This is a genomic window from Thauera sp. (assembly GCF_035444905.1).
Classification (GTDB): Bacteria; Pseudomonadota; Gammaproteobacteria; order Burkholderiales; family Rhodocyclaceae; genus Thauera.
The window spans coordinates 1-12,125 of the sequence record NZ_DAOMPS010000079.1 but is presented as its reverse complement, the minus strand read 5'-3'; the positions used below and the strand labels follow the sequence as shown (position 1 = coordinate 12,125).

Annotated in this window: 12 protein-coding genes; 7 read left to right on the top strand and 5 right to left on the bottom strand. The window is 69.8% G+C overall.

The window, feature by feature from the left end:
- Nucleotides 1-30: 30 nt before the first annotated feature.
- A complete protein-coding gene (locus tag PLC66_RS20905; protein WP_349769710.1) occupies nucleotides 31-654 on the bottom strand; it encodes a DUF808 domain-containing protein in 624 nt (207 codons plus the stop codon).
- 281 nt (nucleotides 655-935) lie between these two features.
- On the opposite strand from PLC66_RS20905, the gene PLC66_RS20900 reads away from it, so the two are divergent.
- Nucleotides 936-1,391 (top strand): class I SAM-dependent methyltransferase, encoded by a 456-nt coding sequence (locus tag PLC66_RS20900; protein WP_324544127.1) that lies wholly within the window; start codon nucleotides 936-938, stop codon nucleotides 1,389-1,391.
- Between the two features lie 43 nt (nucleotides 1,392-1,434).
- On the opposite strand, the gene PLC66_RS20895 is transcribed toward PLC66_RS20900, so the two are convergent.
- The 4 genes from PLC66_RS20895 to PLC66_RS20880 form a co-directional block, all read right to left on the bottom strand.
- Nucleotides 1,435-3,435, bottom strand: a complete 2,001-nt coding sequence (locus PLC66_RS20895; RefSeq protein WP_324544126.1) for an alkaline phosphatase D family protein — start codon at nucleotides 3,433-3,435, stop codon at nucleotides 1,435-1,437.
- A 99-nt stretch (nucleotides 3,436-3,534) separates the two neighbouring features.
- The gene (locus tag PLC66_RS20890; protein ID WP_324544124.1) at nucleotides 3,535-4,185 is read right to left on the bottom strand and encodes a response regulator; all 651 of its coding nucleotides are present in this window, start codon (nucleotides 4,183-4,185) and stop codon (nucleotides 3,535-3,537) included.
- Entirely contained in the window at nucleotides 4,182-5,576 is a 1,395-nt protein-coding gene (locus PLC66_RS20885; protein WP_324544122.1) for a sensor histidine kinase, read from the bottom strand. Before PLC66_RS20885 ends, PLC66_RS20890 begins: the two co-directional genes overlap by 4 nt.
- Entirely contained in the window at nucleotides 5,569-6,177 is a 609-nt protein-coding gene (locus PLC66_RS20880; protein WP_324544120.1) for a sigma-54-dependent transcriptional regulator family protein, read from the bottom strand. The genes PLC66_RS20885 and PLC66_RS20880 overlap by 8 nt, the downstream gene beginning before the upstream one ends.
- A gap of 512 nt (nucleotides 6,178-6,689) precedes the next feature.
- Between PLC66_RS20880 and PLC66_RS20875 the strand changes: the two genes are divergently transcribed.
- From PLC66_RS20875 to PLC66_RS20850, 6 genes are all read left to right on the top strand, one after another.
- A complete protein-coding gene (locus PLC66_RS20875; protein WP_324544118.1) occupies nucleotides 6,690-7,646 on the top strand; it encodes an ABC transporter substrate-binding protein in 957 nt (318 codons plus the stop codon).
- 38 nt (nucleotides 7,647-7,684) lie between these two features.
- Nucleotides 7,685-8,479, top strand: coding sequence for an ABC transporter permease (locus PLC66_RS20870; protein WP_324544128.1), 795 nt, complete (start codon nucleotides 7,685-7,687; stop codon nucleotides 8,477-8,479).
- Between the two features lie 4 nt (nucleotides 8,480-8,483).
- Nucleotides 8,484-9,308, top strand: coding sequence for an ABC transporter ATP-binding protein (locus PLC66_RS20865; protein WP_324544116.1), 825 nt, complete (start codon nucleotides 8,484-8,486; stop codon nucleotides 9,306-9,308).
- Nucleotides 9,301-10,062, top strand: a complete 762-nt coding sequence (locus PLC66_RS20860) for a lanthanide ABC transporter ATP-binding protein PedB/LutE (protein ID WP_324544114.1) — start codon at nucleotides 9,301-9,303, stop codon at nucleotides 10,060-10,062. Before PLC66_RS20865 ends, PLC66_RS20860 begins: the two co-directional genes overlap by 8 nt.
- Before the next feature lie 89 nt (nucleotides 10,063-10,151).
- Nucleotides 10,152-11,141 carry a PQQ-dependent catabolism-associated beta-propeller protein gene (locus PLC66_RS20855; RefSeq protein WP_324544112.1) on the top strand — a complete coding sequence of 330 codons (990 nt, stop codon included), beginning with the start codon at nucleotides 10,152-10,154 and terminating at the stop codon, nucleotides 11,139-11,141.
- 131 nt (nucleotides 11,142-11,272) lie between these two features.
- Nucleotides 11,273-12,125, top strand: an 853-nt coding sequence (locus PLC66_RS20850; RefSeq protein ID WP_324544110.1) for a type 1 periplasmic-binding domain-containing protein, incomplete at its 3' end; no start/stop codon positions are given.

The window sequence follows — 12,125 nt, the reverse complement described above, 5'->3', positions numbered from 1 at the left end:
TTTCTCATATTTCCGGCCGCGATGCGCCTCCTATCTGTGAGAAATGCGGGCTAGGTCGTCGAGCTTGACGATGCCCGCCACCAGCCCATACACGCCCACCGTCATCAGCAGTGAGATGCCGACCAGCACCGCCACGCGCTGGCCGAGCGAGGCCGCGGCCACGGTGCCGAGCGTGATCACCACGATCTCGGCCGACAGGATGAAGTCGGTGCGCACCGCGCCCTTGATCTTCTCCTTCTCGAAGGCGACCAGGTCGACCGTCGGGTCGGCCAGTGCCTCGAGCGTTTCGCGGTGCGCGGCCTCGTCCTCGTGCTTCGCATGCAGGAACTTGTGCGCGAGCTTCTCGAAGCCCTCGAAGCACAGGAAGGCGCCGCCCAGCATCAGCAGCGGGGTGATCAGCCAAGGCGCGAGCCAGCTGATCAACAGCGCCGCCGGCACCAGGATGGCCTTGTTCACGATCGAGCCCTTGGCCACCGCCCACACCACCGGCAGCTCGCGGCTGGCCTGCACGCCGGTGACCTGCTGAGCGTTGAGGGCGAGGTCGTCGCCGAGCACGCCGGCGGTCTTCCTGGCGGCGACCTTGGTCATGGTGGCGACGTCGTCCATGATGGTGGCGATGTCGTCGATCAGTGCGAGCAGCGTGGTTCCGGCCATGATCAAGGGGTGGTGATGGCGAAGGCGTCATGGTGACAGAAACTCATGACGCGTTGCCGCACGCCGCAGGTGCTGTTTCAGCTGCCTGCGTCCCCGGGTGCGCAGACAAGCGTATCCAGACGCAATTTCGCATGCAGATCGGGCGGCGGCGGCGCTACCATGGCAATCTTTCAACTTCACGAGTGCGGGCGCTCATGCCGGTCGGTCTGCTGTTTGCCTTGTTGCGCAATCCTGCATCCACCGGAGCGGTGCTCCCTTCGTCACGTGCGCTGGCAAATGCGATGGCCCATGCCGCCGTGGGCGCCGATGCCGTGGTCGAGCTCGGCGCGGGAACCGGGCCGGTCACCGAGGCCCTGCTGCGACACTTGCCGGGCGTGCCCTTGATCGCTGTGGAACTTCAGGCCCCGCTGGCGCGACGCCTGCGGGCGCGCTTCCCGTCGATCGACGTGCGCCAGGCCGCGGCCAAGCAGGTGGTCGACAGCCTGGTCGACCACCCCGGGCGTGTGGTGCTGGTCTCCAGCCTGCCCTTCCGCTCCCTGCCCAGGGAGGTGGGGGCGGAAACGGTGGACAGCATCTGCGCCTTCCTGGCGCATCGCCCCGAGCGCAAGCTGGTGCAGTTCACCTACCAGCCGCGGGCCCCCTTTGCGGCGCCGCGCGAGCTGCGCTGGCACCGTCGCGCGGTGGTATGGCGCAACACGCCGCCGGCGGGCATCTGGGAGTTGCAGGCGGCGCGCTGAGCGCCGCGTCGGCTTGGATGGCTCGTCCGGGGCGGGCGCGCGCTCAGTCCCAGCGCGAGGCCGCCTCGTCGCGCTCGAAGGCAATCGTGCGGCCATCGGCGAGCAGCTCGCGAATGCGCCACGGCACGCCCTCTGCGTCCAGTTCGACCAGCCCGATGCCGCTGCCGTTGAGCAGGCGACGACCCTGCGCTGCGCCCTCGTAGCGGCGCGGTGTGACGCGCATGTGGCGGCGGCGGGTGAACCAGTTGAGCGGCGAGCGTGGCGAGTACAGCCAGCGGTTCAGGCGGTCGAGCACGCCGAGCAGGCGCGGCGGAAACTCGTTGCGCACGCCGCTGCTGCAGATCTGCCAGATGTCCGGCCCGCGCACCCGACCGCGCAGCTCGACGTCGTAGACGAAGGCGTAATGCACGTCGCCCGACAGCACGACGAAGTGCTGCGGCGTCCTGCGGTGGCGGAAGATGTTGAGGATGGCTTGCGCCGAGCCCGGGTGCGCCATCCAGTTTTCCGCGTCGACCATAAGCGGGTGGCCGAACCAGGTGAAGATGCGCTGGATGGCCTCGATCAGCTTGACGCCGAAGATCGGCGCCGGCGACACCAGCAGCACCGCGGGCAGGCCGCGCAGGGTGTGCTGGAGGTCGGTCAGCGACTCCCAGTCCATCAGGCCCGAGGGTTGGCGAGCGGCGCGCTCCGAGCGCCAGCGCTGGGTGCGGGTGTCGATGACGACCAGGGGCGGCGTCGTGGGCCAGGTGTAGTGCCAGGCTTCGAAGCGGCGCAGGTGCTCGATGCAGTCGTGGTGGGCCGGGTCGCCGGGGGCGTCGAGACTGGCCTGCAGGCGCTCGAGCGTGTCGTCGTCGAGCACTTCCGGCCGGTTGCCCCAGGCCTGGTTGATCGCATAGGCGAGCAGCGCGTTGCCGATGATGCGGTGGGAGAAGGGGTGGCCATAGGCGATCTCTTCCCATTCGCGGCTCAGGTTCCAGTCGTCGGTGATGTCGTGATCGTCGAAGATCATCGCCACCGGGATGTGAGCCAGCACGCGGCGCACCGCCGGCAAGTCGGCGACGAAGGCCTCGATCGCCTGCCGTTCCGTGGCGAAGCGCTCGGCGTCCTCGGCGCTCAGGCCGGGCGGTGGGTCGAGTTCGAGCCCGCGCCAGGGGGCGGGCGACCACACCAGCAGATACATCGCCAGCACTTCGGCGAGCGTGATCAGGTGGTTGTGGGCGCTGGCCGAGGTGAACACGGGCTTTTCCACGCCGCCGAAGAAGATCTCGATCAGGGCGTAGTTGCGCTTGTGCCGGGGCAGCAGCTTGTCGCGCCGGTAGTAGCCGTCGGCGTGGTGGTAGAGCTGCTCGGCATCGGTGACGCCGGCCTCGTCGATGCCCTCCAGCCGCTCGACCGGCAGGCCTAGGCGGGCGATCAGGCTGTGGATCGCACGCAGCATCGGGCCGGCGACGTCGTCGGCGTAGATCTGGTCGCCGGTCATCACCAGCGCGGACGGCCAGGCGGGCAGGCCGTCGGCTTCCGGGGCGGGATCGGCGTCGAGCGCGTTGCGTGCGACCAGTTCGGCGAGCAGGGCATCGGCCCGCAGCAGGCCGTCGCCGCCGTGATGATGCGGCTTGCGGCAGGAGCCGTGCAGCAGCGAAGCCACCTGCGGCGCGAACACGAAGCCGGGCGTCTCGCGCCCCGGATAGCACAGGTCCGGTGCCCACTCGCTTGCCTCCACCCAGTGCGCGCTGGCCTCGTCGCGCATCGCGAGCGCGAGCCGGTAGCCGATCCACTGCCCGGCGGGCAGGGGGCGGTCGAGCGCGAGGTCGAGCAGCAGGTAGTGCAGGTGGCGTCCGGCGCTCAGCACGCGGCAGGCGGCGCTGCCCGGATCCGGCTCGAGCCGCAGCGGCGGCTCGCCGCCGATGTCGAGTTCGATGCGCGCGCGCACCGGATGGCTGCTTGCGAGCCAGATCACGATGCGCTGCGCCTCCACGCGGCGCAGCATGGGGCCGGCGAGCACCAGCGGGCGATCGCCGTCGGTGGGGCGCGATGGATCGGACATGGGGGCAGCTGGGGGCGCGGCAGACGTCATGCCGCGTTTATATCAGGGCAGACCCTGTCTGCGGCAGTGCGGCAGCCGAGGTGCGGAGCAGGGATGGGGCTAGACCTCGATCAGGCCGCTGCGGATCGCGATCAGCGCCAGCTCGGCGGCGTTGGAGACGTTGAGCTTCTGCTTGATGTGATACAGGTGGGTGCCGACCGTGCTCGGGCTGAGCTTGTGGCTCTCGGCGATCTCGGCCACGCTGCGGCCCTGGGCGAGCTGCAGGAAGACCGCGAACTCCTTTTCGGTGAGCGCGGCCACCGGGTCCTGCGCGCCGGAGAACTGCGCCAGCGCCAGCGCCGGGGCGATCTCGGGGTCGATGTAGCGCTGGCCGCGGGCCACGGTGGCGACCGCACGCAGCAACTCCTGCGGCTGGGCCCGCTTCGACAGGTAGCCGGTGGCGCCGGCGCGCAGCGCGCGCGCGGGGATCTGCGCGTCGTCGTGGGCCGACAGCATCAGCACGCGCGCCTCGGGATGACGGGCGAGCAGGCGCTCGAGTGCACCGAGGCCGCCGATGCCGGGCATCGACACATCCATCATCAGCAGCTCGGGACGCGTCTCGGCGAAGGCGACGACGGCTTTCTCGCCACTGTCGGCCTCGCCGACCACCTCGGCACCGGCACCCTCGAGCAGCAGGCGAAAGCCCATGCGCACGGCGGCATGGTCGTCGGCAAGCAGGATGCGAAGGCCTTGCAGGGACTGCACGCTCATCCTTGTCCGGAGTGTCCGGGGTGTTCTGACTGTTCGCAAACGGTCGGCCGCGGCAGGCGGGCGCGCACGCTGAGCCCGCCCTGCGGCGGGCGGCTGAGCTCGAACTGCCCGTGCAGTTCGGCGACGCGTTCGCGCATGCCGATGAGGCCGAAGCGATCGGGGGCCGGATTCTCGCCCAGGCCGCAGCCGTTGTCGATGATCTCGACCTCGATCTCGCCGCCGCGCAGCGCGAGGCGGACCTCGACCCGCGTCGCATGGGCGTGGCGCACCACGTTGGTCAGGCTCTCCTGCACCATGCGCAGGATGGTGAGGCCGAGGGTGTCGGAAACCGACTCGTCGAGTGGTTCGATCAGGCAGCGGATGTCGATGTCGCCATGGTGCCTCGCCCACAGCTCGCAGTAGCTGTGGATGGCCTCTTCGAGGCGCAGGCGCTCGCTCGCGGTGTCGGTGCGCAGGCGCTGCAGGATGGTGCGCACGCCTTCCTGCATCTGGCTGGTCATGGCGAGGATGGCCTGCGCACTGCCATTGAGCCCGGGCTGGTCGGTGCTGCGCTGGATGATGGCACCGGCAATGGCACGAACCGCGGTGATGCCCTGGCCCAGTTCGTCGTGCAGTTCGCGCGCGATCGCGCGGCGTTCCAGCTCAAGTCGCTGCTGTACGGCATGGGCGAGGGCCTGGTCCTGCTCGAGGCGGGCGTTCTCGGCCAGGCTCTGGTCGAGGCTGTCGGCCAGGCGGTTGTAGCTGCGCGCGAGCAGCGCCAGCTCCCGCGTGGAATATTCCGGCAGGCGCAGGTCGAACTGGCCGCTTGCCCCGCGCTCGAGCGCGGAGTGGATGTCGGCGACCGGGGCGAGGGCGCGATCGATGGCAAAGCGGGTGGCGAGCCAGATCACCAGCAGCAGCGCCAGCGCCCAGCCGAGCGCGGCGCTCAGGTTGTCCCAGGCGTCGAGCACCGCGCGCGATGTATCCGGCGTCAACACGATGCGGAGGTCGCCGGCGGCGAGATTGCGCGGCGCCAGCTCGGGCGCGACCCAGCGGTCGAACAGGGATGGGGCAAAGCGCCCGGCCTTGTAAGGCGAGGCCGGCGACACGTAGAGGCGCGCGCCGTCGGCGTCGAAGATCTCCAGACTGTTGGCGCGGATGCGGCCGACCGCGGCGAGGTGGTTCATCAGGCGCTCGCGCGCCTCGGGGCCATCGGCCAGCGTCTCGGGGATCAGCACGTTCAGCCATTGCTCGGCGACGCGGGTGGCGGCCTCCACTTCCTCGTGGATGGCGTTGCGCGTCTCGCGCATCCACACGAGGGCGCTGATAGCCATCATCACCGCGATCAGCGCGGTGAGCACGAGGCTGAGCCTGCCGTGCAGGCTGGGGGGATGGGCGCTCGGTTCAGTCATCGTGCTGCCTCCTCCTGAGGCTGGCCTGCGCCGAATAGTCGCGACCGCGGCGATCACGCAGCGTGAAGGGCTGGCGCAGCCCGAGCGCGGCATAGCCGACGATGCCGCACCACTGGGTGGCGAAGCAGCTCGGCGCCGCCTCGAGCGCGGCCTGCGGGCCGGGTGCGAGCAGTTCGTGGGCGACGCGATTGGCGGCAAGCAGGCCGCCGTTGGCATCGAACAGGGTGAGCGCCTCGAGCGGGCTGCCGAGCACTGCCGGATAGCGATGGAAGCGCAGCAGCAGGAAGCCCTGCGGGTCGGATTCGATCAGGCGGTGCTCGATGATCCGCGCTGCCGTCTGCACCAGCGCATTGGCGTGGGTGAGCCATTCGAGGCGCGCGACATCGGCATCGATGAAGCCGAGCAGGCCGCCGTCCGGGGGCAGGATGGGCACCGCGATGCCGATGCCGCGCCCCCCTGCCGCGACCGGCACCGACTGGCGCAGCGCGGCGCGACGCGGTGCGGCGCTGCTGGTGCCGATGGCACGCAGGATGCCGCCCTGACTGTCGGCCAGGATGACCGTCACCGAGGGGCTGTCGAGCTGGCGGTGGAGGTCCTCCATGGCAGGCGCTGCCAGGGCGACGAGACGGGCGTGCGCGGCTGATGTCCGAATCCGCCCATACCGGTCAGGCGCGAGCGCTTCCGCTGCCGACGAGGGCAGGGGCAAGCGCGCAGAGTCTGTGTCGGAGAGTGGCATCATTTCCCGCTGAGGGCCGAACAAATGGGTCGGGGTCCTTCATGCACGATCCATGCCGGAAGGGTGGAGCCACGTGCGGACGCCCTCCCTTGTGGCAACGCAGAGCGCAGGCCGGCGCGCGGCGCCTCAGATGCTTCGGGATTGAGCAACAGGTGTTCCCATTTGGAACATTCACGCCGTGGCGGCGGCCCGATGTGTGACGCTAGGGTCCGTGGACCGGTGCCGAACCGGGCGATCGGCCAACTTGGCATGAAAACTGCTGCAGATCACCGGAGTTCTTGCTTCACAACGTTCAGTGGTGTCGAGTCCGACGCCGCACGCCGCGAGGCGAACCGGAGATCGCCCCTATGCCCGCCCTGTTCAGACGACTGCTTTGCATGCTCATGTTGATCGGCGTGACGGCGGCTGTGCAGGCGGCCGAGCGCCCGGTCGTGCGCGTCGGCATCCTGCAGTTCGGCACCGTGAGCTGGGAGCTGGAGGTGATGCAGCGCCAGGGCTTGCTCGAGCGCGAAGGCGTGGAGATCCGCATCGTTCCGCTCGCACTCAAGGATGCGGCCAATGTCGCGATCCAGGGCGGCGAGGTTGACGTCATTGCCAACGACTGGATCTGGGTGTCGCGCATGCGCAGCGAGGGCCGCGACTACGTGTTTGCGCCTTACTCCCAGGCGGTGGGTGGGGTCAGTGTGCGGCCCGACGCCAACATCGCCAGCTTTGCCGACCTCAAGGGCAAGCGCCTCGGCATCGCCGGCGGCGCGCTCGACAAGAGCTGGCTGCTGTTGCGCGCCTATGCGCGGCGCACCGTGGGTGAAGATGCGGCCACCTTCGTGCGCCCCCAGTTCGCCGCACCGCCGCTGCTCAACGAGCTCGTCATGCGCGGTGAGCTGCCCGCGGCGATGAACTTCTGGCACTACACGGCGCGCCTGACGGCGGCAGGCATGCAGGAGCTGATCAGCATGCCGCAGATCCTCGCCGGGCTCGGCATCGAGGACGAGCTGCCGCTGGTGGGCTGGGTGTTCCGCGAGCGCTGGGCGCAGGCCAGCCGGCAGGCGGTCGAGGGCTTTCTGCGCGCCTCGGCCGCAGCCAAGCAGCTGATGCTGGAGTCCGACGCCGTGTGGGAGGAACTCCGCCCGCTGATGCGTGCCGAGGACGAGGCGACCTTCGTCGCGCTGCGCGACGGCTTTCGGGCCGGCATCCCGCGCGTCAGCGACGACGAGGCCGAGCGGGTCGCCGGCCTGGTGTTTGCCATCCTCGCCGCCGAAGGCGGGCAGGCACTGGTCGGCAGCGCGAGCACGCTGGCACCGGGCACCTTCTGGAAACGGAGCCCGGATCGGTGACGGGCCGGCGTCTGGGCACCGTCGAGCGTCCGCCCTTCATGCCGCCCGCCGCGCGCAGCCAGGCTCACGGGCAACAGGCGCGGGCCGCGAGCGGGCGCGACCGCTGGCTGCGGGCCGCGTCGCTACTTGTGTTCGTGCTGATCTGGCAGCTTGGCGCCTGGCTCGCGGACAACCACACCTTGCCCACGCCGGCAGCCGTGCTGGCGCGCATCTGGGACGAGGTCGCGTCCATGGCACTTCCGGCCCACCTCGCCATCACCTTGTGGCGGGTCGTGATCGCCTTTGCCGCCGCGATGCTGATCGGTGCCCTGGTCGGCATGGCGATGGGGCGCTGGCGCCAGTGCGACGCCTTCTTCGATGCCTGGCTGGTGCTCGGGCTCAACATCCCGGCGCTGGTCACCATCATCCTGTGCTACGTCTGGTTCGGCCTCAACGACTGGGCGGCGATCCTGGCGGTGGCGATCAACAAGATCCCGACCGTGATCGTCACCGTGCGCGAGGGTGCGCGTGCGGTGGATCCGAAGTTGCTCGATGTCGCCCGCGCCTACCGCCTGTCGCGGCGGACCACTTTCGTGCGCGTGTATCTGCCGCAGCTCGTGCCCTACCTGATGGCGGCGGCGCGCTCGGGGCTGTCACTGATCTGGAAGATCGTGCTGGTGGTGGAGCTGCTCGGGCGCAGCGACGGCGTCGGCTTCCAGCTCAACGTCTTCTTCCAGTTCTTCGACATCACCGGCATCCTCGCCTACACGCTGGCCTTCGCGGCCGTCGTGCTGATGGTCGAAGCGTGGATGCTGCGCCCGCTCGAGCGCAGGCTGACCGGGTGGAGGGGCTGAGGCGATGCTCGACATCCGCATCGACCGCAAGCGCTACCCCGACCGCGGCGGGCGGCCGCATCTTGCGCTGTCGGGGCTGCAGCTCAAGGTCCAGCCGGGCGAGTTCGTATGCGTCGTCGGCCCTTCGGGTTGCGGCAAGAGCACGCTGCTCAACATCGTCGGCGGTCTCGACCGCGACATGGAGGGCCGGGTCGATCTCGATGGCGCCTTCCCCGAGGACGTCGGCTTCATGTTCCAGGAGCCGCGCCTGATGCCTTGGCTGAGCGTGCTCGACAACGTGCTGCTGGTGGCGCGCGATGCCGGTGAAGCCGAGCCGGGCGCCGGCCGGAGCAAGCCGGGCACGCGCGAGCGGGCGGTCGAGCTGCTGCGCGCGATGGAGCTGGGCGACGTGCTCGACGCCTATCCGGGCCGGCTGTCGGGCGGCATGATGCGGCGGGTGGCGCTGGCGCGTGCCTTTGTCAACGAGCCCCAGCTCCTGCTGATGGACGAGCCTTTCGTGTCGCTCGACACGCCGACCGCGAACCGCCTGCGCGAGATGCTGGTCGAGCAGTGGCAGCGTTGCGGCGCGAGCGTGCTCTTCGTCACCCACGACCTGCGAGAGGCGCTGGCGCTGGCCGACCGCGTGTGCTTCCTGTCGGCGGCGCCGGCGCGTGTCGTGCTCGAACTCGAGGTCGAGCTGGCGCGGCCACGCCAACCGGCGGCTGCCGAGGTGGGCCGCCTCCATGAACGCCTGATGGCACAGTACCCCGACCTGCTCGGCGGGCTGGCGCTGGCCACAGGCCCGACCGGCAACGACGACGGGAACGGGGAGGACAGGGGACATGACTGAAAGTGCACGCGAGGTGCTGCTGTCGGTGCAGGGCGTGCGCAAGTCCTACGGCGCGCGGCCGGCCTTGAAGGGCGTGGACCTGCAGGTGTGCGCTGGCGAGTTCGTCGCCCTGCTCGGACCCAACGGCGCGGGCAAGAGCACGCTGTTCCAGTTGCTCACCGGCCTGTTCAACGCCGATGCCGGCCAGGTGCAGGTCTGCGGCCACGACATGCGGGTGGCACCGGTGCGCGCGCTCGGGCGCATCGGCGTGGTGTTCCAGCAGATGACGCTGGACATGGACCTGAGCGTCGACGCCAACCTCCTCTTCCACGCCCGCCTGCACGGCTTGGGCCCCAAGCTGGCCGCGGCGCGCATCGACGACGCGCTCGGCCGCCTGGGCCTCACCGAGCGCCGCCGCGACCGCGTGCGCGAGCTCTCCGGCGGCAACCGGCGCAAGGTGGAACTGGCGCGTGCGCTGATCCACCGCCCCTCGGTGCTGCTGATGGACGAGGCCACGGTAGGTCTGGACCCGGCCTCGCGGCGCCATCTGCTCGACGAGGTGCTGGCCTTGCGTGACACGGGGGTGGGCGTGCTGTGGGCCTCGCACCTGGTCGATGAGGCCGAAGCGGCCGACCGCGTGCTGGTGCTGCATCGGGGCGAGCTGCTCGCCGCGGGCACGCCGGCGGCGCTGGTCCAGGCCTCGGGCTGCGCGAGCCTGGCCCAGGCCTTCCTGAACATGACCGGGGCGGGGGCAGGGGTGCCCGAGCCGGCCTGATTTTTTGCGGGGGTTTTCCCCGTGTTTTCGAGGCAGTACCCGAGTCGCAACGGGCTCGGCAATCCAAGACCAATGAGGAGACGACGACAATGAACCGACTGAAGACCCTGGGCTGCGCGGTGGCCACCTCGCTGATGCTCGCCTTGCCGGCGGGTGCTGCCCTGGCCAAGGACACCGGCTACATCTTCGTCAGCAGCGAGAACGACAACGCGGTCACCGTGCTCGACGGCAAGACCTTCCAGGTGGTCAAGGCCATCCCCACCGGCGAGCGCCCGCGCGACATGAAGCTGACCGCCGATCGCGAGCAGATCTTCGTCATCGCCAGCAACAGCGAGCGGGTGGACGTGATCGACATCGCCAAGCTTGAGGTGGTGCGCAGCATCGACGTCGGCGAGGACCCGGAGATGTTCGACTTCAGCAAGGACGGCAGCAAGATCTACGTCTCCAACGAGGACGACGCCCTGGTGTCGGTGGTCGATGTGACCAGGAACGAGATCCTCGCCACCATCGAGGTCGGCGAGGAGCCCGAGGGCATCCTGGTCAGCAAGGATGGCAGCCGCCTGTACGTGACCTCGGAAGTGGCCAACATGGTCCACGTGATCGACACCGCGACCAACGAGATCCTCGCCAACGTGGTGGTCGGCAACCGCCCGCGCCGCTTCGCCGACACCCCCGACGGCAGCGAGGTGTGGGTGACCAACGAGCTCGGCGCCTCGGTGACCATCCTCGATGCCAAGAGCAACACCATCAAGGAGACCGTCAGCTTCGCGCCGCAGGGCTTCCGCAGCGAGGAGGTGACCCCGGTCGGCATCACCATGACCGGCGATGGCAAGACCGCCTACGTCACGCTGGGCCGCGCCAACCACTTCGCCGTGGTCGATGTCGCCAGCCGCCAGATCAAGGACTACGTGCTGGTCGGCAGCCGCGCCTGGGGCGCCACGCTGAACCGCGACGAATCGATGCTGATCATCGTCAACGGCCTGTCGGACGACATCTCCATCGTCGACACCAAGACCAACAAGGTGCTGCGCTCGGTGCCGGTGGGTCGCGTGCCGCACACCGCGGTGATCGACGACTGACCGTCGGGTCCGGGGCGCGCGGTGCCTGTGGGCCCCGCGCCCGATCTGTCTTGCTTTCTGTCTGAGTTTCCGCCGGCGACGGCCGTGGCGCTTGCGCCCGGCCTCGCGTCCGGCGGAGCGCTGGAGATCCGATGATGTTTGCGCGAGCTTCGTTACGCACTGTTGTCACCTTTGCCCTGCTGGCCTGGACCCTGCTCGCCGCCAGTGCGGCGATGGCGGCCGAGGTGATCCGCTTCGGCTATCTGGAACTCGACAAGGATGCGCGTTACGACGACAAGAAGGCCTTCTTCCGCACCCTGTCACGTCCGCTGGGGCCGCCTTTCGCCGGCGCCGAGGTGGCGATGCGGGAGGCGCGCTTTGTCGGCCAGGCGCTGGGGGTGAGCTTCGAGCTCGCGCGCGCCAAGGGCGCCGACGCCGCGGCCCTGCTCGCCGAGCTCGACAAGCTCCAGGGCGAGGGCGTGCGCTTCTTCCTGGTCGATGCGCCGGGCCCGGTGGTGGCCGAGCTGGCCGAGAAGACGCGCGGCCGCGAGCTGCTGCTGTTCAACGTGTCGGCGCCGGACGACGCGCTGCGCCAGGCCCAGTGCCAGGCCCACCTCTACCACACCCTGCCCAACCACGGCATGCAGACCGACGCGCTGGCGCAGTTCCTGGTGTTCAAGAAGTGGCGCAACGTGCTGCTGCTGCAGGGACCGCGCGCCGAGGACCGGCTGATCGGCGCCGCATTCGAGAATTCGGCGCGCAGGCTGGGGCTGAAGATCGTCGACAAGAAGGACTTCGTGCTCAGCAACGACCCGCGCCAGCGCGAACAGGGCAACGTCGGCCTGCTTACCGCGGGCGGCGACTACGACGTCGTCTTCGTTGCCGACAGCGACGGCGAGTTCGCGCGCACCGTGCCTTACGACACCGTGCGCCCGCGCCCGGTGATCGGTGCCGAGGGCCTGGTCGCCGAGGCCTGGCACTGGGCCTGGCCGCGCCACGGCGCGC